Below are 23,222 nucleotides of genomic sequence, written 5' to 3'. Positions count from 1 at the left end.
TGAATACACTTAGATAAAATTTATTGTCAAGAAATGCTGTTATGTACTTAACACAACAATTTGCGCTGCACACTATACGACTTTTTAAAGAAATTTTATAATAAATATTATTCAACTGTTTGAACATATTCTATGTTCAAACAGTGCTTTCTCAAACACGCGATCTCACAAATCAGTAAATTTAATCACTGTACTTAATTTACAGAACAATACTCAAGAAGTTGAGCAAAGTTTTGGATTCGTGCCATGGGCTGAGCTTGGTCTAACTCTTGAGCAGAACCATAACCATATTCAACTGCAATCGTCTCAATACCATGACGCCTTGCACCCAAAATGTCATGCTCTCGATCACCAACCATTAGACATTCTGTAATATTAAGCTGTTGCTGCTCTAAAATATAAGCAATTAAATCACCTTTATTGGTTCGATCACCATTTAATTCACTGCCATATAATTCTGTAAAATACTGATCCAATTTAAAATGCTGCATAATTTGTCGAGCATAAATAATCGGTTTTGCTGTGGCTAAGAATAAACGAAAACCTTGCTGTTGTAGCACGGCTAATGTAGCTTCAACTTCTGGAAAAACGAAGTTTTCAAATAAGCCTGTAACAGAAAAACGTTCACGATATCCTAAAAGTGCTTGCTCAGCTAAATCATCATCTACAGCAACATTTAAAATTTTAGCAAATGAAGCTTTCAGTGGTGGTCCAATAATCCAATCAATATTGGCATCTTCAGGAACGACATACCCGACTTTATTTAAACCATAACGCGCCGAAGTGGTAATGCCCACTTTTGGGTCTGTTAGGGTGCCATCTAAATCAATCAGAATATTTTTAATCACTACAACATCCAAAAATAATGAATCACTCGAGTGTAAAGCAAACTTTGCTTATACTGCTACAAGTTAAATTAAGATAAGGATACCATGGTGCGTGCAACAGTACTTTGTTTTTCTGGTATGGACCCATCAGGTGGCGCAGGCATACAAGCAGATATTGAATCCATTGGACAAAGTGGTGCCCATGCTGCAATTGCCTGTACGGCTCTAACCATTCAAAACTCACAACAAGTTTTTGGCTTTGAAGCAGCATCAAGACAATTGCTTTTAGCACAAGCCAATGCGGTGGTAAAAGACCTACCTATCCGTTGTATTAAATCAGGTATGTTAGGTACAACAGATAATATCGCGGCATTAGCTGAGTTTTTAACAGAGCATCCTGATTATCAGTACGTACTTGACCCTGTCTTGGTAGCCAATAGTGGTGGATCATTGGGTAATCAAGCAACTCTTGTTAAAGCTTTTGCTGCACTTATACCGCTCGCCACAATTATTACTCCCAATACCGTAGAACTTCGTGCTTTAGCTGAAGAAAATGATTTAGAGTTAGCAACCAAAAAGCTTTTTGCTATGGGAGCTAAGGCCATTTTAGTTAAAGGAGGACACGAAGATACACCAGACTATATTCGCAACGCACTTTATGTTGCAGGTGAACTCGTTGCAGAATCACACTGTCCACGTTTACCTGGCGAATACCATGGTTCTGGCTGCTCTTTAGCCAGCTTTATTGCAGGTCGTTTGGCGCAAGGCGATGCACTGAAAACCGCAGTACAACATGCTGAAACTTGGTTGTTTGGTGTACTACAACAAGCAGAAAGCCCTGTAGAAAATGGTCAGAAAATGCCTAAACGCTTCTAATTTTTAAGCGGATAAGGCTATGTCTAACATGGCCTTATTCAAAATTGTACTCAAGCTATTATTTTGTGTTCTCAAGTTGCAATAAAGATTGTTTATAATCTAATCCCCCAGCGAAGCCTACTAACTGGCCACTCGCGCCAATGACACGATGACAAGGTACAATAATTGAGATTGGGTTTTTTCCATTCGCAGCCCCTACCGCACGCACAGCTTTAACATTACCAATTTGCTCAGCAATTTCTTTATAACTACGCGTTTGACCATAAGGAATATCTTGTAAAGCTCGCCAAACTTTCTGTTGAAACTCAGTTCCTGCCAAGTCTAAAGGCACATCAAAGACCTGACGCTGACTTCGAAAATACTCATCCAGCTGTTGTTCTACTTTTAATAAAATTGAATGTGTTTGGTGTTCAATTAAATTGGCTAAGCGTAAGCGCTTTGGATCCTCAGTATCCCACTTTATCGCAACCAATGCTTGATCATGGGCAACCAATTGTAGTTGTCCAACAGGTGAATCAATATATTTAAAATAGAGCTGCATGAGTATTCACTTTTACGGTTCGAATTAAACTACGATGAAGATAACTTCATTAAGAGTAAGCCTGAAATAATCAACACGGCTGCAAGCATACGCATTGCTGAAGCGGGCTCTCCCAAAATAAAAATACCTAACAAAAATGAACCAATCGCACCAATACCTGTCCAAATGGTATAAGCCGTGCCTAAGGGCAAGGTCTTCATTGCATAGGCCAATAGTACAAAGCTTAAAATCATAAATATAATGGTGATTATACTGGGCGTAAGTTTGGTAAAACCCTCTGAGAGCTTCATAGAATAAGCCCAAACGATTTCAAAAATACCAGCAAAAATAAGTATAATCCAGGCCATGATACCCTTCCTTCTATAAATGAAGTCAGGTCGTCCTGACGATTTTTCCCGGCTGGGGGAGGTCGTTCCTCCTAAAGAGAAAATTTACCCATTGAGTAAATTTTGATTCATTTTATGTTTGCAAGAAATATAAAACAAGTATTTTTTCAACTACTCTTATTTTGTGAATTTTCATCAAAAGTTAAATTGAATGAGGTCCTTCCCATCATGTGGAAAGTACCTCATTTAATGCTTAAAACTTCACTCGAAGTCCTGCACCATAGTACCAATCTCGATTGGAACCAGTTGCAACTTGCCATGGTGTTTCTTTAACACCCTTTTGATATTGATAAGAAACATCTATAAATGGCATCAATTTTTTACTGATTTCATAGCGAGATTCAAGTCCAAATTCAACTGAGTTTAAACCTGTCTTTGAGGCGTATTTCGATTCATCACTAAATACAACATTCGCTTCAACATACGGCTGTACAATCAACTTTTGGGTGAGTAAAAAGTCACGTTCACTATGTAAATTCATACTCCAACGCTGATTTTGTCCAGCATAAACATATGCTTCAGTTTCAAAAAAATACTGCGCCATTCCATAAAGACCAAACATAACATCAGTTTGATCTTTATCCTTGTCCTTTGCATCGTCATGACGATATCGCACACCTGCCTGTACATCCCAAAAATCAGAAATATTACGGCTATATAACAATTCAGCATGATAATTCGGTTGCTCAGATTCAACTTTTTCCTGTGCTAACCGTAAAAAAACCTTATGGGTATCACCACCAAACCAAGTCTCTAAGTCTGACTGTAATTGTCCTTGACCTGATTTATTTTGAGTCCACTTACTCTCAATTGTGGTTAATTGATAGCGCTGTCCGCCATGTTCTTTAGCGTGTTGCTGATCATCAAAAACCGCAGTTGTTGGCATATCGACCATTGCTGTATGTGATTGAGCATGTTCAGCACTTTGAGCTAAGCTCGTCATTAAACTTAAACTCATTGTCATGACAAAAGTTAAGGCGTTAATGCGCATGATGACCTCCTTGCTCTGTCATCACTTGAGCAGATGGAGCAGTAACTTGATCATTCACTTTAGCCACAATGAGTTTACTCATCATGCCTGCACTCATGTGATAGAGTAAATGACAGTGAATAGCCCATTCTCCAATCTCATCTGCAGTTAATAATGCTGTCATTGTTTTACCCGGTGGTACAACAATTGTATGTTTATTTGGCATATCCTGACTGGTCTGGCCATTTTCGAGTTGCATAAACATCCCATGTAAATGCATAGGGTGTGCCATCATACTGTCATTGACAAATTTAAGTCGTATGCGTTCACCATACTTCACCTGTAATGGTTCCATTTCGGTAAACTTTTTACCATTTATGGTCCAAATATAACGTTCCATGGTGCCACCTAGATGCACCACCAACTCACGCTCTGCAGTACGATTATCCTTTTGTGGATTTAATGATTTTAAATCACTATATGTCAGTGCCTTATAGCCTGATGGTGTCGAAGCATTGGCCCAACCTTGTGGTGGTTGTTCACTCTGTGCTTTATGCACATTGTCCATACCTGACATCTTCGAGTGATCCATTTCAGTCATTTTTGAATGGTCCATTTCAGACATTTTCGAGTGGTCCATCTCACTCATCCTCGAGTGGTCCATACCCGACATCTTTGAATGGTCCATACTAGACATTTTCGAGTGGTCCATACCCGACATCTTTGAATGGTCCATACCTGACATTTTCGAGTTGTCCATACCAGACATTTTTGAATGATCCATTTCAGTCATCTTCGAGTGGTCCATACCAGACATCTTCGAATGGTCCATACCAGACATCTTTGAATGGTCCATACCAGACATTTTTGAATGGTTCATACCTGCATGCCCTCCCATATCCTCCATGGTTAATACCGAACGTGGGCGTGCAACTGGCATTTCAATGGCTTGCTCTGTTTGAATTTTTTGATTTTGTAGTGTTCCTACGGCAAAACCACTTCGATCAATTGACTCTGCCTCAATCTGATAACGATCAGCAGTTGGCTCAACCATTACATCATAAGTTTCAGCAGTACCAATTCGAAATTCATCAACAGAAACAGGCTGTACAGGTTGTCCATCGGCAGCAACCACGGTCATTTTTAAATGCGGAATACGGACATCAAAAAATGACATTGCTGAAGCATTAATAAAACGCAGACGTATTTTCTCATTATTGGCAAAACGCCCCGTCCAGTTTTGTGCAGGCGTTTGACCATTCAATAAAAAGGTATATCCAGTTACATCAGACATATCCGTTTTAAGCATACGCATCTGGTTCCACATGCGACGATCTTGCCAAGCATTTTTAAAACCTTGCTGCTTAAATTGACGATACACATCTGCAACAGTTTCACGTTGGTCTTGGTAATACTCAGCAGATTTTTTCAGATTTTTCATAATCTGAGCACTTGTAGACTCATGAAAATCAGAAAGCATTACCACATAATCACGTTGAGCCGTTTCAGTTGCTGTAAGTGGCATTTTTCCTTTTGGATAGATAACCAATGGCCCATACAAACCATCTTGTTCTTGACCTTTAGAATGTGAGTGATACCAATAAGTACCACTTTGACGCACTTTAAACCGATAGATAAATTCTGACTGCGGTTTAATACCATGAAAACCATTAAATCCAGGAACACCATCCATGATCCCAGGCAACAGCAATCCATGCCAATGAACAGAAGTATCTTCATTTTTCAGATTATTTTTTACATGAATAACCGCTTCATCACCTTCCTCAAATTCAAGTAAAGGCGCAGGCATTTGACCATTCACAGTCATTCTAACCAGTGGTTTTCCAGTTACATTAACGATGTTCTTATCAATCGTCAGTTGATATTCACGTACAGCAGCAATGACCCAAGTCGAACTAAATAAACACACGCCCAAGGCAAGCGTCTTTGATATAGAGCTAAACATAACTTAATCCATAAATATTAAAAAAATTAAAAATATTAATTAATTGGATTAAGCACGTGGTGGACGTAGAATTCTTTGATGAAAACCAACAAGATGTTGAGCTTGGTAAAAACCAAGTAGAGGATTTATTGTAGGTGTGATGATGGGCTGACTAAAAATAATATCTTGCTGTATTACGGCTAAATTACCAACTTGGCAGTAAAGTGCACTACAGTCATTACAACCCTGCATTGTAGAGCTAGCGTGAGTTTCACTAGACTGGCAATGATCTAACTGCGCCATCGCCTGTTTAGCGTACATATGATCATGATGTTCAATTTGTTCATTCTTCCCATGGTCTTGCCCGTGTACTACTGAATCGGTCATTTGCACACAGTGTGCAGATTGATCCATTGTATTTTCCATCAGTGCATGCATGGGTTGGGAAAAAGCATATGACACAGCACTCCACCCTATGGCAAAGGCCATAAGCACAACAAACCAAATACGTTTGTAGCTTTGAGTGACAGTCATTAAGCTTCCAATGAAGTAAATTTAGATAAATCACGAAGATCTAGCCATATACTAAACAATACAATTTCAAGTCTCAACTTTTTTGAGAAAATGTAAAATAAAGCAAACAATAAATTAAGCATTAGACATTGTTCAGATTTTTTAGTTATACCACTTTCCCTAAAGTGTTCAAGTTATAAACAAGTTATACATAGGCTTATCAACACAGTTACCCACATAGTTATCTTCAAAGTTATCCACAGGTCACTATTTGTCTGTTTATTAAAAAAACACCCAAATTATTTGGGTGTTTTCCATATTTTTAGATAGGCTTGAGTATTTCTATACTTTCAACAATTAGGTAGTTAATGTGCCAACTTTTGCAAGTTCTTCGCGCATTTTATCAATCACCACCTGATAATCTGGTTGAGAGAAAATAGCAGAACCAGCAACAAACATATCAGCACCTGCTTCTGCAATTTCACGAATATTACCAGGCCCCACCCCACCATCAACCTCCAAACGAATATCACGTCCAGACATCTCAATCATTTGGCGTGCTTGACGTAATTTATCTAAAGTCGCAGGTATAAATTTCTGTCCACCAAACCCTGGGTTTACACTCATCAGTAAAATTTGATCAACCTTATCCATCACGTATTCTAAGTAATGTAGTGGTGTTGCTGGATTAAAAACTAAACCTGCTTGTGCACCACCTGATTTAATCAACTGTAAAGAACGATCAATATGTTGTGATGCTTCAGGATGAAAAGTAATAATATCTGCGCCCGCTTCTAAAAAATCACCAATTAAACGGTCAACAGGGCTCACCATCAAATGCACATCAATAGGTGCCTTAATCCCATAATTCTTTAGAGCCTTACACATATGTGCACCAAAGGTTAAGTTTGGTACATAATGATTATCCATAACATCAAAATGCACTACATCTGCACCAGCAGCAAGTACACGTTCTACATCTTCGCCTAAACGGGCAAAATCTGCAGATAAGATAGAAGGTGCAATCAGATAAGGCTTGGACATGATTTTCCTGGCAAATGAGTGAAGGATGCTCATTATAAACTTTTAAACTTATTTATGCAGTACAAGTCCCCAACAGGACTAAATACCAATTCAAACACGCTATATCAGCGTAAGTTCTGCTTAGCCTTAAAATCTAGCACCATTTGAATTCGATCTTGGGTAATGGGATGGCTAGCCAATAACTGTATCCAACTTTGGTTGCTCGACTTTTCTTCGGTTTCTTGTTCAAGACGCTTCAAAAAGTTAGCGTAGTATAAGACATCAATATTGTGCTCCTGCATTTGCTGTAAGGCATATAGGTCAGCATCTGCCTCAAAACTACGGGAGAATTTGGCACCTGCCAATATCATCGGAATGCTATTAATCAGATCAGAGCCGTCACCACTAATTGCCATAATCACTGCACCAACGCCTAAACCTGCGATCACTTGTTGCAAACTGTGGCGATGTTTTAAATGCCCATGTTCATGCGCTAAAACCCCTAGTATTTCCCGATCATCCTTAGCCAACAGAATTAATTCATCAGTCACAATAATGGTATTGTTAGGTAAGGCCAAAGCATTCGCAGATAAATGATTGCCTTGTCTAAAGTAAAGTTTTGCAGGTTGATCAGGTTGAACCAAATTCAAGTATGCTTGTCGAATTTGAGTTTGCCGTGCTGTCGAAAGCTGTGTTGGCGCTGTTGCCTCAAGAATCTGTTGCTCAGAACTTTTACCAATTTCAGCTAAGGTCGATTTAGGCAATTGCATCGCAACATGATAAGCAACAAACGGCACCCCCCAACGAACCAGCACAAAAATAAAGCCACACATGAAAAGTAAGCTGAATAAAATTAAGCTAGGGCTACGCTCTAAGCGCCAAATTTTTTGTTGGAGTTTTTGCTGTTTTAAGGCGAATACATCTGGAAGATCATGACTGAGAAATTCAATCCGCATGTCATTAGGAAGTTCAATAGCAGGATAATTCTGCGCAATTCCCCCTAATACATCCATCTCTTTACGAGAAAAACAATGAATCTTTTTATGCTCGTTAGCAGTGTAATGTACTTCAAATTGTTCAGCATCAATCATGAGTAGCTGCGCCTGATAGGGTTTAGCTATAATGCCGTCATAAAATCTTACTTCAACACTTTGCATATACTCACATCCTACAAGCTAAAGAGAAATATCCAAATCAAATACATCTGAAATTTCTTCAGCAATTGCATTATGATCTTTTTGTGCCATATTCCACATTTGATCAGGATCATCTGCCAGATATAAAGATAAAGACTCAACTTGATAGCGATGCAAACGTATAGCAGCCCAAGGTGTCAACAAACCAAAACTCACCATTCTGAGTATCCAATTTGTGAGTAAAATCCAACTATAACGCCACTGGTTACAGTCTGTTTTAAAATGGCTATTGCCCACACTTACATGATTCCACGTTGTGATATAAATCCGCGCTAAAGTTAGCGGCGCAACAATGACAATAAGAGCAAAATAAGCGATGCCAACTACCCCTAATATCTCTTGAGCAAAGTTTGTAAGAGTCGCACCAATACCTAAGAACACCGCAATTACACCCACAATAAATGCAATACCTATAGGAATATAAATCGCAGTCATGTAGTGGAACCAATCATTATTAAGCTTAAATGGTAGTTGTCCAACATAAAGATGATCGAAGCAATAACGCTTATATAGCCATACAACAACAGGTGCAAAAAGCCCCAATGTTGCAATCGTAATTAAAATAGCAAGAACAAACTGCCCATAAACACGTGCAGTTGTACCAGAAAAATAAAAACGACTATTAGCAAATTTACTATTACGTGCACTAAAACGCATTGTTGCACGCAATAACCAAGGCATAGCAAGGTATAGCAAAACAGCACCATAAGGTGCAACTTCAGGTGACCAATATCCGAGTGCCGAAATACCTAACCAAATACCAATGGCAATTAAACGTCCCAGTAAAATTTTTTGTGGCAAACCAGTAAAATCAAAACGTCGTTGAAAAAATTCAGTATTTTGATAGAAGTAGCGTAAACGACGCACTTTAGCCCATGGTGAGTAAAGCGTTAGGGTCAAAATCGTCAATATTATATTGATGATCCAAATACCAAAATACTCAGAGGCATTACCGTGAAATTTAAAGCGATATACAGGAGTATCAGCTACTGGAGGCAAAGGATTTGTTGTGTTTAAAGGTGGTGGTAGTGCATCGGGTAGCGTAGGCTGATGCTGTATCTGTTCTGATGTGTCTTGCATTTTTGTCCTGTATAAATCCAGTATCACAGTTGCTTAACAACACCTTACTGGACTTATCCCCATAATAAACGCGCATGAAAGTGAATATGACTTTCAATAAAGCTAGAAATAAAATAATAACTATGATCATAACCTTCACGCATATTAAGCGTGAGCGGATAGTCTTTTTCGATACAAGCCTGACGAATCAATTCAGGTTTTAATTGTTCTTGTAAAAAGCTATCTGCAGTCCCTTGATCAATTAAGATGGGCAATTGTACTTTACAAGTTTTTACGAGTTCAACTGCATCGTATTGTTTCCATTGCTGCATATCTTCACCAAGATATGCAGTAAAAGCGCGTATACCCCAAGGTACTTGGCTTGCAGCGACTATAGGAGCAAATGCAGAAATACTGTGATATAACTCAGGATTTTTCAATCCAATAGTCAATGCACCATGTCCCCCCATGCTGTGTCCCATAATGCTCTGTTTAGTATTGGTTGGAAAATGCTGATCAACGAGCTGACGTAACTCGCTCACGACATAATCATACATCTGATAATGCTTAGACCATGGAGCCTCTGTTGCATTGAGATAAAAACCTGCACCCTGCCCCAAATCATAAGCAGCATCATCGGCAACATCTCCCCCACGAGGGCTCGTATCTGGTGCAACAATAATAACTTTATATTCCGCAGCATATTTTTGAGCACCTGCCTTAGTGATGAAATTCTGTTCATTACAGGTAAGACCTGAAAGCCAATAAATAACAGGCAGTCTCTCACCTTCAGCATATGAAGGTATATAAATGGAAAAATTCATTGGGCACTGTAATACAACTGACTGATGTTGATACACAGCTTGTTCACCAGAAAAACAATAGTGTTGTTCTATTTTTTGCATGATGTTTCTCCTTTATTGGTGTGCTGCTTGCAGAGTTTGCACAGGTGCCACTTGTGGTTCTGCTGCCGCAGTTGTATTTTTCTGTGGGAATAACTGTTTTTCCAACTGAGGCAACATTAATTCCATATTTTTACCAATTACCCACTGTGGCTCAGAAGGTTCAAAGCCTTGTGCACTTTCCCATTTTGCCACGGTTTCCGAAGCTTGCTGGAAACTGGTTTTTAGAGTTGTGTTATCTCGCATTGCCATTTCAAACAGTGCTCGACCAAAATAGGTATAGTCAGCCTCATTTGAACAGCCAAAAGAAGCACGATCTGCGGCAGATGCTGTAATAATTAAGGTATCAGGTGACTGTAATGCAGGAATAAAACTTCCAGAATAACATGCTGAAATTACGATGACTTTCCAACGGATTCGTGATTTATCAAGAACATCACGCAACCATTTTGGATCTACATCGTCTAAATCAATTGGATCATTACTCAGTTCAAACTGATTCGCTAAGCCATGTGAAGTCATATATAAAAACAACACATCGCTTTCAGGATTCATTTGTTGTCCAATACGATTTAATGCCAGTTCTATACTGGTTTTTGATGCAATTGGAGTTTCTGTCAGCGTATCAGGATTGTTAATCAACTCTATCGAACGACCTAAAGTTGCAAAACGTGTATCAAACTGTTGTTTTATTCGTTCAATTTCTATTTTAAAAACATCTTGATAACCTGCTCCAGCTACACCTAAAAAGTACCATTTTGTTTGAGCAAATTCACCTAGTTGTACTTGTTCTAATTCAGTACTCAATAACTTACTTTGTGCATAAAAAGCTTTTTCAGAAATACTCGGCTGCGTTGCAACGACTTTAAAAATAGGTTGATCCCGCGCTGAGGTCTGCCACACCATTAAAGTGATCAATGTTCCGACCATAATCAATGCTCGTTCCCACCACGGCCACTTTAATTCACGTGCAAATACCCAAACAACAGCCAAACTCTGCCACACAAACAGCAGCATAAAGATGAGAGGTAGATAATCGTAAAAAAAATCAGGCAGTACATCTAAGACCAAGAGATACTGAATAATACTTTGTAGAATCGCGATATGCGTGTCGAGAACTAACCATAGAATTGCAGGTACAAGCATCAAACGTGCATTATTGACACGCTGTGATAAAAAAATCCCGACCACAAGTGCAATAAATGGCCACAGTGCATAACTGACTAAACCTTGTTGGTTAAAATAGCCTTGTGTTCCCGTCGACAACCAACTAAATAAGGTGTTTGCAGCACCACCTAAAATCCCCCAAAACAACAGCTGTACGATTGATGGACGTACAATTTGTAGTGATTTTCTGGAACCAAGAAATAACCATAAACCAGCACGTTGGTTACTGTTTAAATCATACCAAAAGTTAATTGAGGGTTTGAGATCGATCATATATTTTTCAGTTAATGCCTAAGGCTTCTCTTTATATTTGGACTCATGAAAACATGAGTCAAAACACACAGTGCACCTACTATATAACAATTTTTCAGAAAATTTTGAAGCATTTAATGACTTTTCTATTTTACTTAAAGTATGCATCAAATCGACAAGCATCGCCAAGCCACTGATGATCAGGTGTAACATCGTCCAAATGAACTGCTAAGCGTGGGCGTTTCACGACTACCCGCTTTGCAATTTGGCGTGCTGGTGCTAAAAGTTGCTCTCCTAAATCCATCTGTCCATCATCTGCCAATAGCAAATGTAGCAACTGCATCTGTTTTTTTACTAATGCCTGCTTTTTATTACTGTTTTGATCACGCTGTGGAAACATCGGATCAAGGTAGACCACGTCAACCTCTTGTTGCTCTCTTACTCGCTGTTCCAAATAGTCTTGAGAATCTGCATAGACCAAAGAAATGCGTTCAGCTGTATCTGCTAAAAAGGGATCAAGAGTGGCCTGTGCTTTGGCAGCCTCAAGCAAAGTCACCAAAATGGGATGACGCTCAACTAAAATAACCTCTGCACCCAAATGTGCCATCAATAAACTGTCATGTCCAAGACCTGCAGTAGCATCAATTAACTTTGGTTTTTCAGCAAGTTGACAGGCTCGAGCCAAAAGTTCTGATTTTAAACTGGCGCGTTTTAATCGTGAAATCTCACCTCGCCAATCGGGTTGCATCTTCATACCCTCTGCCGACAACCACAAACCATCCTGATCCAAACATAATGCCAATTCAGGATGTTGACGTAAAAATCGAGCATTCAGTTGCTCGATTTCAACCCATTCAACAGTTACACCACGACTAGCCAATAACTCCTGATAAAACTGTATTTGTGCCGCGTATTGCGCTGTAGCAAATAAGCGAATTTCGCTTACCATAATTTCCAGCCTGTTAATGCAAATAAAAGAATAACCAAACCAGACACTATACGATACCAAGCAAAAACCATGAAATCACGCTTAGCAACATATGCAACCAATACTCGAATCAAAATTAATGCTGAAACAAATGAAACTAAAGTCCCAAATGCCAATACCCACCAATCTTGTGCTGTCGTGAAAACATCATAACTTTGATAAAGATCAAGTAAACCTGCCCCAACAATTACAGGAATACCCAAGAAAAATGAAAATTCCGTTGCTGCCTTACGTGACACACCAAGCATCATGGCACCAATAATGGTTGCACCAGAACGCGAAGTTCCTGGAATCAAAGCAAGAATTTGAATGAGACCAATGTAAATCGCTTCTTTAATCGTAATATGATCGACATCTTCGGCATGTATTTCACGTGGGTTCTTTTCCACCCACCAAATAATTAACCCACCAACGATTAAACCAATGGCTACTGAAATGTCATTAAATAATAATGTTTTTACAGTTTGACCAAACGTTAGGCCAACCAACATGATGGGAATAGAGGCCAAAATCAGACTAATCCCAAGATGTCGCCCTTTTTTTTCACCAGTTACCAAACCAGTTGCAGCTCCCCAGAGCTTGGTCCAGTACTGATAAATAACTGCGGCAATTGCACCCACCTGAATGGCAACAACAAATACATCACTTTTTTCTTTATCCCAAAAATTCATTAATTCGGAAGCTAAAATTAAGTGTCCTGTACTTGAAATGGGTAAAAACTCAGTAATACCTTCAACGATGCCCATTACAGCGGCTTGAATGAACAATAAAAAGTCCATGATTTTTCCTATTTAGATGCTTTGCCTTGTTCTGAAATTTTTTTCCAAGCATTTTCACGTAAGTACACAGGTAATGCCTGTTCAGCATTCACCCATTGTTGTTTTTCTGCCATAACTCGCGCAATAGCTGCAATATCTAATGCGTCAGCATGAATAGCTTGATTTATATCTAGATCAGCTTGAATTAAATGTGCTCCAGAACCAATCACTGTATATTTTTTATAACTTGCCGCTTGTTCATAATCGAGTAAACGCTCATCATCGATTGCTTGCATGATGCCATTTTCAAGTTTAAAACTCGCGATATAGACTTCATTCATTCGAGCATCTAGAACAGCCGTCACTTCTGTTAAACCCAAAAGCCGATATGCAGCCTGTGCTAATGCCTGTAATGTTGACACACCAATAACAGGGGTATCATGTGCCCAAGCCAATGCTTGACAAACTGCAGCATTAATTCGAACACCACTAAATGAACCAGGTCCACGACTGAAAGCTATTGTGGTCAAATCAGCATTTTTTATCCCAGCCTGAGTTAAGGCCTGATCAATCATGGGAAGTATTGTCTGCGTTTGAGCCTTGGCACGCTGATCCAGTTGAGAAAATAATGTCTGCGTCGCATCAACCAATGCGACAGAACATTGCTCATTGGCGGTTTCCAATGCCAGCAATTTCATGCACAAGCTACCCTTTGTAAATTTGCGCCTATTCTACTCCACTGCCATGCAGATCGCGAGAGTAGATCTACAGTAAATCGAGCCCAAATAACAATTTATAATTAATCATCTCAATTATTCATTGCAATTGTTCTTAGCAAAAGAATACGGTTCTAATGCGACAAAATGAGGAAAATGTTCTGCATAATGTAAAGCACTTTGTTTCAGCTTCTGTTCAGCTTCTGCATCCAAAGTACGTATAATTTTTGCAGGAGAACCAACAACAAGAGAATTATCAGGAATAACTTTTCCTTCAGGCACTAAAGCATTCGCACCAATAATACAGTTTTTACCAATAACAGCATGATTCAACACCACTGCATTAATGCCAATTAGGCTATTGTCACCAATTGTGCATCCGTGAACCGTTGCTTGATGACCAATGGTGACATAATCACCAATGACGACATCAATTCCAGCATCGGTATGAATGACTGCATTCTCTTGCACATTACTATAGTCTCCAATTTTAATGAGACTATTGTCACCACGAATCACCGCCCCAAACCAAATACTCACCTTCTGCCCTAATTCTACTTGGCCAATGACTGTAGCATTGTCTGCAATCCAACCATTCCATGGTTGTAAGCGTGTGCGTGGAGAGTGCCCGTTAAATGTATACATCATGGTTATAACATCCTCATTATTTACCAGTTAAAACATATTACTTTTGAAATAAATCCATTTTCTTGATATCAGTCTGAGTATCATTACCTGTAGTTGCATCTATGAGTAAAGGCCACGATTTTTGCACATTAAACCCATATTGAAACAGCGAAATTAGAATACGTGCCGTTAAACCCCAAATGACTTCATTTTCAATTTGGAAACTTGGGAAATAAAATGACTGCTCTGCATATTGAACTTTATGCGGTTCTGGTTGAATCTGCATTAACTCTTGTAAAGAAGCAAAGAAAATACGATCAATCTCGGTAGGTTGGGGAATTAAGTTTAATTCTGTAGGAATAATACCAACAATCGGTTTGACAGTGAGTCCATTACGTACCTTCTCCATGGGTAGATCCCCGACCACCTTCACATCAAAAGGACTTAAGGCCGTTTCTTCCCATGCCTCACGTAAAGCCGCTGCAATATTACTTGTATCAGTAGGATCACGTTTTCCACCAGGAAAAGCCACTTCACCAGCATGAGAGTTCAAGCTCAATGCACGGCGTGTCAGTAATACTTTCGGATCTTCTTCTTGCGTAATCGCGATCAATACAGCTGCTTGCGCATCCTGATGACGTTTAGCAAAACGTAAACGCTGTTCGAGTTGCTGTATTAACATTGGGTTTTCCATTTTAATTCAATTATTTTCCTATTTGTTTTATCAATCTAATATATATGAAAAACTATACATAATGGGAGAATTGATGCGTCAAAGACAAAATTCAGTTATGCTCAAGTTCACCTCTCATTTCTATTGATACTTATGAGCTTCTGTACTGCCTGCGGCCATGAAACACAAGAACAAATCCCATTAGGTGATCACCAACTTAGAGCAGTGTGTAATCATTGTGGCACCATTCATTATGTGAACCCTAAAGTCATTTGTGGTGCTTTGGTTCTCTATCAGGATAAAGTTTTATTATGTCGCCGTGCTATTGAACCACGTTACGGTTTATGGACCTTACCTGCGGGTTATATGGAGCTCTTTGAGACCATGGAACAAGGTGCTGCACGTGAAACTCGAGAAGAAGCTGAGGCTGAGGTTGAAATCGAACAACTCTACTGCATGTACAATATTCCACGTATTGGACAAATTTATGTTTTGTTTAAAGCGCATCTTATTGAAGGCAAATTTGGTGCAGGACCCGAAACCATAGAATCTCGTCTATTCAGTGAAAATGAAATTCCTTGGGATCAATTAGCATTTCCAAGTGTTGAACGTACTCTACGTCATTACTTTAATGATCGTACACAACAAGATTTTCCAATGCATCTTGAAACCATTGGTACACGTTTGGATCATACTGGCTAAACCAAACATCACTCAAAAAAAAACGCTGAACAGTCTTTTCAGCGTTTTTTTATGGATGATTTTACAATCTAACTAACGTTTCTTCTTGATTGTATAGCAAGGTGCAAGTTCAATATCCAATGACCCACCCATATTTTTAACCAACTCTTTTTGCTCATTGGTAGTTTGATTTGGATTACTATCGTTGTATACCTTTTGCATGGTGGCGTACATATTGCCCCATGTTGCATCTATTGGCCCATATTTACCCCAACCACGAATTGTAATACCACGGTTTACATTTGAGTTAACCAATAGATTTTGTAGATTTATACGAATCCCACCCGATGTAAAGCCTACTGCTTGAGTCCCTTCTCCAGCCAAAACAAAAGTTTCGTTTAAACCTAATAATGCACCGTCCAGTGGAGCAAAACTTGGATCAGATAAAATAACTCTAAGGGTTAACGACTTATCTGTTTTGTCATAGTTCGCAGCTCCCGTTGTACCAATACGGTATTGTTGTACACTATAATCATCTCTATACGTCTGTGGATCAATATTTGGACATTGCTGTGAAGATAATGAATCAGCAGTACGATTACTGCGAATATCTCCATTTTCATCAATCACAATACCGACTTTAATTGGCTGGCGTGTTTTGTCTCCATCAAAAGAAAAAATCAAATTTGCATAAAGTGGGAAAATATATTCTTCGCCAGACTTAACTTTAGCCTCACTTTTAAAGACCCGTCGATCTAAAAAAGTAGCAGGATTGGTTTTAAAAATATCAAGCTGCCCACTAAAACGCTCACCATTAAATGACTGATCCCAAGCACCATAAACTTTAGGATCTTGTGGTGGATTATTGTCACCTGTAGAACGCTTATAAACAAAGGCATTACCTGGTACAGTATTACTGTTTACAAACTGTCCCTGATAAAGTCGTAAATAATCAGCGGGTTTATTGGGTTGAGTAAAACGTAATGCTTGAGTAATTTTATTGCTAAATGGATGTACCCAATCGAGCTGTGCCGCAGCGGTTAATTTTTCTGGCGCATATTGGCTAATCAGCCAAAGACGTTTAAATGTCACATCTATTTTTTGGTCAGGAAGCTTAGGCACACCTGTCCATTGAACGGTGTAACCTAAAGTATGCCCATCACGAGTGTTAATCAAGTATAGGTTGGCAAGCGCATCCTTTCCGCCCCCTCCTGTACCAAAGAAACCACCAATATCAACAGTTCCAAATTTATACGGCACCATTGTAGCTGAGTAAACATTCACTTTTGCTAAATTCATTAACTGTAGTGCAACTGCCTCGGCTTGTGCTTCATCAATTTGCTCAACATCTACCCATGGTCGTAACTTAGTTACATAGCTACCATCAAGAAAGTCATTAACGCCAACGGAGGCTGTTAACTCACTCAATTTTTTCTTGACTGCTGAATCTAGGGTGATTGGCTGAACATCGCCAATTTGATTGGCATCTTGATCTATCCCTAATGCTTGGAACATTCGAACCAGTGCAACCATGACTCTAAATGTATCATCGGTTTGATTGCTATTGACTAGATCTTTGCCCGTCATGGCAGCGGCTATATGCATTAAACCAATTTGGGTAGGTTGACCACTCACATAATTGGGATTGATCTTAGAAAGATCGACATTTCCTAGAAGGATTTTAGCTTGAGCAGCTGGTGTTTGTATTGCGAATTTAACGGTATCGCCGCGTCGGCATCCCCCTATGGCAACGTTTTTATCAATTTCAGTCATAAAATGATTTACTGTATCTTTTTGACATTCGAAATCGAGTCCAGCAATAGGATAGTCAACCACAAAGTTCTGGCAACGCTGATCATAGTCAGAACACCCATTAGTATAATTAACCAATTCAGGATCAGGCTGTTCGCTAATGGATGCACTATCTCCACCACAAGCGTTCAAAAGAGTGACTAAGCCTAGAGCCAACATACTTTGTATTAATCTTTTTTTCTGCACGTCCATATTCTCTTACTCACAATTTATTCAATTACACTAAGTTTAATCTGACCTTGATTAGACAATGTCATATCCTCAATATCTAATGCACTTTCAAGTGGGGTCATAAAAAGGTAAACCGCATTGTCAGGTTTACGTAGCACCCCTTCAATATGTGCTTGATGTATAGCACTTTCCTTGACTTGTGCCGTTTTAAAGCCACTTACCCCTTCGAGCACACAGCCCTTTTCATCAAGAAATACAACAAATGGCCAGTAATATTGCGGTGATTTCTTGGATGAAGCGTATGAGGTGACTAAAATGTTGTGTACTGTGGAATCAAGTTTGGCCACTTCATAGACAAACTTTTCTTTAAAAGGTGCAACTGGCCAAAAACCTAAATCACTATTTTTCCCACCCAATATTTTAGCCTTGGTGACTTTACTGTCTTGAAAACAACTTTGCTCTAAAGCTGTTGTCACCTCTTGTTGTTGTAAACGCTGATAGCTGGTAGATAAAACAACTGCTTCTGCAGGTTGATCTGATTTTTTCCATAGTCGATCTAATAACAACTTTGAAACACCTTTTTCACGCTCTACAGTATGTATATTATGCCCACCGCCAGAACCCACTTCGGGCATGACATAAAAGCGTTTCTTACCTTCTAAGTTAAACTCGCGCTCTTCCAAATATTCACTATTCACATACTGCACACCATCAATCTCAACCACATTCTGCTTCACAGCAGCAGGTATTGGTGTTGTTTCCGCCTTATTTTCTTTTGTTTCTGTATTAAAAGGCTGCTCTAATCTATGCACAGGCATTTTTGTTTCTGTAACAACTCTAGCTTCGCTTAACAGCGGTTCTGTTTTAACCACCTTTGGATTTATCTGAGTAGGTACTGGAGGAATAACTGTCTCAACTTGTTTTACTTCAGTTGCACTTCCCCCAACACGATTCACCTCATTTGAGCGTTTTTCTGCTTTCGGCTGTACTATTACTGGATGTACAACAGTCTGTGTAGGAACGACTGTGATTTGCCCTACTTGTTTTTCCATCACCCTAATTTTCGGCGCTGCAACATCACTCGACAGAGCTTGATGAGATGTAGGCTCTGAGTCTTTATTTTTATCAACCACGGGGAGTGGCTGAGTTTTAACTGTGATGGCTTGATTTGCTGTTGCAGAGCTTAGCGTTTGAGTAGCGGCAACTGGATTTGGATTTGCTACTGGAGTCTTTGGTGTTACGTCATTGACTTGACGATGTTGTTCTACTGCTGGTGGAGCTTTCACATTTGCTTTGTGTTGCTCAGGTTTTGCTTGAGTCTGAATCACAATAGGCCGACCATCTGGCCCAATCACTGTGTAGAAGTTGGCAAGACATGCTTGAGACCAAGCCCATAACCCCATTCCAGTAAATATCACTGTTTTTACGAAGTATGCTGTATCTTTACGCATCCCTACCACCGTTTTCTATAGTTCAAACCAACAATTGTCACTTTAGTGTTGGTTTTAATATCTAATCCAGCATAAGGATTTAAAATAATATTGCCCACACCAGTACCATTTGCCATATCACTGGTATTGGCTGGAATATTGTCACGACTTCTTAAAAAGCCTACCGATAAATCAATGTTGGTATCTTCATCCCAACGATACCCCAACCCAAAGCCAAACAACTGAGCATTATTAATTGGAATCATTGGGTTTCTTTTGCCATCTGGAATAGAACTGGTTCTTGGTTCATATCCCATCCGCAACTTTAAGCGATCTGTTGCAGAATATTCCAAACCAATTCCCCAGTTCCACGGCGACTGAAAACCTAGAGGTAAAGCAATAGAGTTGTCGGTTACATTGTTTGATAACAGCTTCGCAACCTGTAACATGGCAATCTGACGATCAAACTCAAAACGAAAATCTTCCCACGCTTTAAAATCCGTCCATCCCACATCCACATTAACTTGGAGCTTTGGCAAAACCTTATATTTAATACCTGCTTGTATATGTGCTGGATATTCTAAGTTCATTGACATCAAACCAGACTCACTCGATGGAATATAACCTGGAAAACCCATGATGGCCGCTAAAATTTGTCCTGATGCAGAAGAACTCATGCCTTTCATCAATTCACGGATGGCATTACCGTTATCGATGTAATATTTCCCTTTTAATCGCATCTTGGCGCCACTTTGGTAAACAATACCAAAGCCAAAATCGTCATTAGGCTCCCACATGAGGCCCAAGTTATAACTTGGCGATAAAGTCTGCTCCATCGCGACATCCATTGCGCCTTGTTTGGAAAACGGATTCATCCCCTCTTGGGTATTACATAAGCCAAATAAAAGCAGATCGGTAAAGAAGTTAGAATTGCCTCGGAATGGCTCACAAATTGCTTCATCAACCATGCGTAATACACCCACCATTTCATTTGGAAAGCGTAAATCGGTTTTCATGGCCATTGCTTGGTAAGACATCCCTATAGATGCACCAATAGAGAGTTCGTCATTGATTTGATAAGCAATTGATGGTGATAAATAGGTAATTCGTTCAATTGCAACCTTTTGTCCCATATAGTTGCCAGGATTACCATCGTTCGAACCAAAACCTGCCACCATTGGCGCATAAACTGCTGTTGCATAGGTGAGTTTAGAACCAGGTGGGTTATACGATACCCCACCTGCAGGGGCAATAACCGGAACCCCTTCACCAAAATCGACCATTTTCTTTACGAAAGGCAGGTATAAACTGGCATATTCAACATCCCCACGAACCGGCCCTTTAAAGTCAGTACATAAACCAGATGGATTATCTGGGCGGTCATTACACACTAAAGGGTCATCTGAATAACCAAATACGTTATACCCGGGCGGTGCTGAAAACTCCTTTTGAATATCAAAGTTTGCAACAATGCCTTGTACATCTGTTTGCAAGCCCTTTAACTTGGTCAAACCCGCAGGGTTAAAGTGAATCGCACTAATTCCAGGTGGATCGGCAGTGACAGCATTCCCCATGGTTAAAGAGCGAATATCAACCGATAAATTAAGGCCTAATTGCGCAAAAACAGAACCACTACTTCCGATACACACCAAGGCAGCAATGAGTGGTTTTAAAGCAATAAACTTCATTACACACCACCTTTATCTCGATTTTTTCTTACCTAAACCAATGATGTCTAGAGGGAAGGAAAGTCCAAGTGAAATATCTGGTGAATCTTCAGTTAAGCCAATTCCAACAGTTCCGTTAACAATCGTCTCAGGTGATACTCGCACCCCAAGTGCAATCGCCAGCATGGCACTACTCTGATCGGCTGCTTTATAATATTCGCCACTCTTATAGGTAAATTTAGTGTTGGTATTAAAGCTTTGTTGATAAGACATTGTCATAGATACATCGTAGTTAAACGATGTATGCAAAACCAAAAGAGAAACCACCTGTAATACCAGGTTCAAATGAATCTAATTCACGCTTACCACGTACTTGATTTAGCCCTGTTTCTTTAAAGCCATAATTGGCAGACATCGAAGCAAAGAGTACGACTGGATCAATATATTTACGCGTACTGGCACCAACCCCAACAGAATAATATCCCTTACCTGTAGACAGATCTTTTACAGGGTTAATTTCATAAGGGCTATCGCCTGTTTTGGTAGATAATGTTCCTGACAAAATTAAGGGTAAGCGCCCCGCTTTAAGAGGGAAAGGTTCCCAACGTGCCCCTAAGCTAAAATCACCTAAACCAGCTGCTGTAGTATCTTTTCGACTATCAGATTTTGCTACAAAAGGTAATGAGGCAGTTAAGGTTAAATTGTCTCTTAATCCATATTGGGCAGTAAAGGTGTTGGTAATGGTATGTGTGGCATCTTCTTCAACACGCAGCTGATAGAGTCTGCCTTCATCTATAGACATATCAATAACCGTATCACGATAATAGGTATAATCTAGATCATAATAAGTTGAAATATCGCCTTTTTTAATCAATGAATATTGTCTTTCATTTGATGTAAATACTTCTTGTAAATTGGTCTCTGCGGTTGCATCACCTTCTTGTTTATTCAGTGCTTGGCTCGCATCACCCACTTGTGAAGTCGTCTTTTCAGCTCCTGATGCTGCTTGCTGCTGTTCATCAGCTGCATGGACTATCGACATCACTGCACAAACATGAAGTGCGACTAAACTCTTTTTCATCCATTGATTCATCATTCACTTACTTCCATCTGATTAATTTCAAAACTATTTAGAAATCATTTACGTTTATAATAAAGGCGCATATAAGTTCGTACGGGTTGGTTATAGGTATCCGAATTTTTATCCTTATCTATAACCAAGCGCATGGTAGAAGCTCGATCTGCAATTTTATTGACATAATCTGTATTTAGCTGAGCATCAACGAAAGCAAAGCGGTTCACTGTTGCATCATCTACATGTCTTAGGTCTTTTTCATCTAGAGCTAAAAGTGTTTTTTCTTGTCCAAGCGGTACATTAATTAAAAATAATGTATTGTTTTCCCAAATGGCTTTAAAACGCTCTTCATCAAAACTAATATTGCCTAATGCTGGGTCGGCGACATAAACCCGACCATCTTTATAAGCCTTAAATACGACAAAATGCTTAAAACCTGCATAACTAATTGGCACAATTGCAGGCTGTGTTTGTTGAATTAGATCTTTAAATTCACCACGATATCCACCACTTTCAAAACCTAAAGCAGTGACAAATCTTTTCATGTCTAATAATGAGAAACTACGGCGCTCAACAATACGATCATATTCGCCGTAACGGAGTAAGCCTTCCATGGTTTGTAATTCAGTTAAATTGGTTCCAACATGACCATTTAATAACGTTGTTAATGCAGCAGAGCCACAACTATAGTCATAAGCTTGCCGAACAATACCTCGAAACTGGTCTTCTACTGCTGGTCTAATGCTCACTACTTCACGATGTTGTCGCCCAAAAGATTTATCTCTAGGGTCAGCAATTTCCGTGTAATGAACTGCATCAGTGGGCTGAGGCTTTACCTCAAGTGCATGACTTGCAAAATAATAAATTAATGCTGATCCCAAAGTTATTTCTATCATATAAATGCAATTCTACGACTGACGATGATTGTTTTAGTAAATGCTTCAGTTAATTTAGACTCTTAATCTCC

22 protein-coding genes and 1 pseudogene are annotated in these 23,222 nt (G+C 39.3%); 2 read left to right on the top strand and 21 right to left on the bottom strand.

What is annotated here, in order from left to right:
* Nucleotides 1-194: 194 nt before the first annotated feature.
* Nucleotides 195-848 (bottom strand): HAD-IA family hydrolase, encoded by a 654-nt coding sequence (locus RFH42_RS13240; RefSeq protein WP_308976180.1) that lies wholly within the window; start codon nt 846-848, stop codon nt 195-197.
* A gap of 87 nt (nt 849-935) precedes the next feature.
* On the opposite strand from RFH42_RS13240, the gene RFH42_RS13235 reads away from it, so the two are divergent.
* The gene (locus RFH42_RS13235) at nt 936-1,703 is read left to right on the top strand and encodes a hydroxymethylpyrimidine/phosphomethylpyrimidine kinase (RefSeq protein WP_308976179.1); all 768 of its coding nucleotides are present in this window, start codon (nt 936-938) and stop codon (nt 1,701-1,703) included.
* Between the two features lie 58 nt (nt 1,704-1,761).
* On the opposite strand, the gene RFH42_RS13230 is transcribed toward RFH42_RS13235, so the two are convergent.
* The 15 genes from RFH42_RS13230 to RFH42_RS13160 form a co-directional block, all read right to left on the bottom strand.
* On the bottom strand, nt 1,762-2,244 hold the full coding sequence (locus RFH42_RS13230; protein WP_308976178.1) for a methylated-DNA--[protein]-cysteine S-methyltransferase: 483 nt from the start codon (nt 2,242-2,244) through the stop codon (nt 1,762-1,764).
* Nucleotides 2,245-2,273: 29 nt separating this feature from the next.
* Complete coding sequence (gene sugE / locus RFH42_RS13225) at nt 2,274-2,591, bottom strand: quaternary ammonium compound efflux SMR transporter SugE (RefSeq protein ID WP_308976177.1); 318 nt, start codon at nt 2,589-2,591, stop codon at nt 2,274-2,276.
* Nucleotides 2,592-2,823: 232 nt separating this feature from the next.
* Entirely contained in the window at nt 2,824-3,621 is a 798-nt protein-coding gene (locus RFH42_RS13220; RefSeq protein WP_308976176.1) for a copper resistance protein B, read from the bottom strand.
* Nucleotides 3,611-5,566: a multicopper oxidase domain-containing protein gene (locus RFH42_RS13215; RefSeq protein ID WP_308976175.1), complete on the bottom strand. Its 1,956-nt coding sequence runs from the start codon at nt 5,564-5,566 to the stop codon at nt 3,611-3,613. The genes RFH42_RS13220 and RFH42_RS13215 overlap by 11 nt, the downstream gene beginning before the upstream one ends.
* Before the next feature lie 48 nt (nt 5,567-5,614).
* Nucleotides 5,615-6,079, bottom strand: a complete 465-nt coding sequence (locus tag RFH42_RS13210) for a hypothetical protein (protein ID WP_308976174.1) — start codon at nt 6,077-6,079, stop codon at nt 5,615-5,617.
* 336 nt (nt 6,080-6,415) lie between these two features.
* Entirely contained in the window at nt 6,416-7,102 is a 687-nt protein-coding gene (gene rpe, locus RFH42_RS13205) for a ribulose-phosphate 3-epimerase (RefSeq protein WP_308976172.1), read from the bottom strand.
* Nucleotides 7,103-7,206: 104 nt separating this feature from the next.
* Nucleotides 7,207-8,238, bottom strand: a complete 1,032-nt coding sequence (locus RFH42_RS13200; protein WP_308976171.1) for a M48 family metallopeptidase — start codon at nt 8,236-8,238, stop codon at nt 7,207-7,209.
* Between the two features lie 18 nt (nt 8,239-8,256).
* Entirely contained in the window at nt 8,257-9,357 is a 1,101-nt protein-coding gene (locus RFH42_RS13195) for a YjgN family protein (RefSeq protein ID WP_308976170.1), read from the bottom strand.
* A gap of 53 nt (nt 9,358-9,410) precedes the next feature.
* Nucleotides 9,411-10,241 carry an S-formylglutathione hydrolase gene (gene fghA, locus RFH42_RS13190; protein ID WP_308976169.1) on the bottom strand — a complete coding sequence of 277 codons (831 nt, stop codon included), beginning with the start codon at nt 10,239-10,241 and terminating at the stop codon, nt 9,411-9,413.
* Between the two features lie 12 nt (nt 10,242-10,253).
* Complete coding sequence (locus RFH42_RS13185) at nt 10,254-11,678, bottom strand: C13 family peptidase (protein WP_308976168.1); 1,425 nt, start codon at nt 11,676-11,678, stop codon at nt 10,254-10,256.
* Between the two features lie 130 nt (nt 11,679-11,808).
* Complete coding sequence (locus tag RFH42_RS13180) at nt 11,809-12,606, bottom strand: class I SAM-dependent methyltransferase (RefSeq protein WP_308976166.1); 798 nt, start codon at nt 12,604-12,606, stop codon at nt 11,809-11,811.
* Nucleotides 12,600-13,424, bottom strand: a complete 825-nt coding sequence (locus tag RFH42_RS13175) for an undecaprenyl-diphosphate phosphatase (protein ID WP_308976165.1) — start codon at nt 13,422-13,424, stop codon at nt 12,600-12,602. The genes RFH42_RS13180 and RFH42_RS13175 overlap by 7 nt, the downstream gene beginning before the upstream one ends.
* Nucleotides 13,425-13,432: 8 nt before the next feature.
* The gene (gene tsaB / locus RFH42_RS13170) at nt 13,433-14,101 is read right to left on the bottom strand and encodes a tRNA (adenosine(37)-N6)-threonylcarbamoyltransferase complex dimerization subunit type 1 TsaB (RefSeq protein WP_308976163.1); all 669 of its coding nucleotides are present in this window, start codon (nt 14,099-14,101) and stop codon (nt 13,433-13,435) included.
* 114 nt (nt 14,102-14,215) lie between these two features.
* Complete coding sequence (locus RFH42_RS13165; RefSeq protein WP_308976162.1) at nt 14,216-14,767, bottom strand: gamma carbonic anhydrase family protein; 552 nt, start codon at nt 14,765-14,767, stop codon at nt 14,216-14,218.
* 37 nt (nt 14,768-14,804) lie between these two features.
* Nucleotides 14,805-15,440, bottom strand: coding sequence for a CoA pyrophosphatase (locus RFH42_RS13160; protein ID WP_308976161.1), 636 nt, complete (start codon nt 15,438-15,440; stop codon nt 14,805-14,807).
* 132 nt (nt 15,441-15,572) lie between these two features.
* On the opposite strand from RFH42_RS13160, the gene RFH42_RS13155 reads away from it, so the two are divergent.
* The gene (locus RFH42_RS13155; RefSeq protein ID WP_308976159.1) at nt 15,573-16,121 is read left to right on the top strand and encodes an NUDIX hydrolase; all 549 of its coding nucleotides are present in this window, start codon (nt 15,573-15,575) and stop codon (nt 16,119-16,121) included.
* Nucleotides 16,122-16,193: 72 nt separating this feature from the next.
* Here RFH42_RS13155 and filF read toward each other — a convergent pair whose 3' ends face one another.
* From filF to filB, 5 genes and pseudogenes are all read right to left on the bottom strand, one after another.
* Nucleotides 16,194-18,098: a putative pilus system protein FilF gene (filF, locus tag RFH42_RS13150; RefSeq protein WP_308976158.1), complete on the bottom strand. Its 1,905-nt coding sequence runs from the start codon at nt 18,096-18,098 to the stop codon at nt 16,194-16,196.
* Nucleotides 18,099-18,121: 23 nt separating this feature from the next.
* Nucleotides 18,122-19,534, bottom strand: a complete 1,413-nt coding sequence (filE, locus tag RFH42_RS13145) for a putative pilus assembly protein FilE (RefSeq protein ID WP_308976156.1) — start codon at nt 19,532-19,534, stop codon at nt 18,122-18,124.
* Nucleotides 19,535-19,536: 2 nt separating this feature from the next.
* A complete protein-coding gene (filD, locus tag RFH42_RS13140) occupies nt 19,537-21,201 on the bottom strand; it encodes a putative pilus system OmpP1/FadL family transporter FilD (RefSeq protein WP_308976154.1) in 1,665 nt (554 codons plus the stop codon).
* 12 nt (nt 21,202-21,213) lie between these two features.
* Nucleotides 21,214-22,276, bottom strand: a pseudogene (gene filC / locus RFH42_RS13135) (putative pilus system protein FilC).
* Nucleotides 22,277-22,317: 41 nt separating this feature from the next.
* Nucleotides 22,318-23,151, bottom strand: coding sequence for a putative pilus system C39 family peptidase FilB (gene filB / locus RFH42_RS13130; RefSeq protein WP_308976153.1), 834 nt, complete (start codon nt 23,149-23,151; stop codon nt 22,318-22,320).
* Nucleotides 23,152-23,222: the final 71 nt, after the last annotated feature.

Source organism: Acinetobacter rudis (assembly GCF_031157835.1).
GTDB lineage: Bacteria > Pseudomonadota > Gammaproteobacteria > Pseudomonadales > Moraxellaceae > Acinetobacter > Acinetobacter rudis_A.
Note: the sequence above shows the minus strand (reverse complement) of the source record. Positions and strands in the feature narration are given on the sequence as shown.

Coding starts and splice junctions, on each gene's coding strand:
- RFH42_RS13230 (WP_308976178.1), bottom strand. CDS start 2,244: ATGCAGCTCTATTTTAAATATATTGATTCACCTGTTGGACAACTACAA.
- sugE (WP_308976177.1), bottom strand. CDS start 2,591: ATGGCCTGGATTATACTTATTTTTGCTGGTATTTTTGAAATCGTTTGG.
- RFH42_RS13220 (WP_308976176.1), bottom strand. CDS start 3,621: ATGCGCATTAACGCCTTAACTTTTGTCATGACAATGAGTTTAAGTTTA.
- RFH42_RS13215 (WP_308976175.1), bottom strand. CDS start 5,566: ATGTTTAGCTCTATATCAAAGACGCTTGCCTTGGGCGTGTGTTTATTT.
- RFH42_RS13210 (WP_308976174.1), bottom strand. CDS start 6,079: ATGACTGTCACTCAAAGCTACAAACGTATTTGGTTTGTTGTGCTTATG.
- rpe (WP_308976172.1), bottom strand. CDS start 7,102: ATGTCCAAGCCTTATCTGATTGCACCTTCTATCTTATCTGCAGATTTT.
- RFH42_RS13200 (WP_308976171.1), bottom strand. CDS start 8,238: ATGCAAAGTGTTGAAGTAAGATTTTATGACGGCATTATAGCTAAACCC.
- RFH42_RS13195 (WP_308976170.1), bottom strand. CDS start 9,357: ATGCAAGACACATCAGAACAGATACAGCATCAGCCTACGCTACCCGAT.
- fghA (WP_308976169.1), bottom strand. CDS start 10,241: ATGCAAAAAATAGAACAACACTATTGTTTTTCTGGTGAACAAGCTGTG.
- RFH42_RS13185 (WP_308976168.1), bottom strand. CDS start 11,678: ATGATCGATCTCAAACCCTCAATTAACTTTTGGTATGATTTAAACAGT.
- RFH42_RS13180 (WP_308976166.1), bottom strand. CDS start 12,606: ATGGTAAGCGAAATTCGCTTATTTGCTACAGCGCAATACGCGGCACAA.
- RFH42_RS13175 (WP_308976165.1), bottom strand. CDS start 13,424: ATGGACTTTTTATTGTTCATTCAAGCCGCTGTAATGGGCATCGTTGAA.
- tsaB (WP_308976163.1), bottom strand. CDS start 14,101: ATGAAATTGCTGGCATTGGAAACCGCCAATGAGCAATGTTCTGTCGCA.
- RFH42_RS13165 (WP_308976162.1), bottom strand. CDS start 14,767: ATGATGTATACATTTAACGGGCACTCTCCACGCACACGCTTACAACCA.
- RFH42_RS13160 (WP_308976161.1), bottom strand. CDS start 15,440: ATGGAAAACCCAATGTTAATACAGCAACTCGAACAGCGTTTACGTTTT.
- RFH42_RS13155 (WP_308976159.1), top strand. CDS start 15,573: ATGAGCTTCTGTACTGCCTGCGGCCATGAAACACAAGAACAAATCCCA.
- filE (WP_308976156.1), bottom strand. CDS start 19,534: ATGCGTAAAGATACAGCATACTTCGTAAAAACAGTGATATTTACTGGA.
- filD (WP_308976154.1), bottom strand. CDS start 21,201: ATGAAGTTTATTGCTTTAAAACCACTCATTGCTGCCTTGGTGTGTATC.
- filB (WP_308976153.1), bottom strand. CDS start 23,151: ATGATAGAAATAACTTTGGGATCAGCATTAATTTATTATTTTGCAAGT.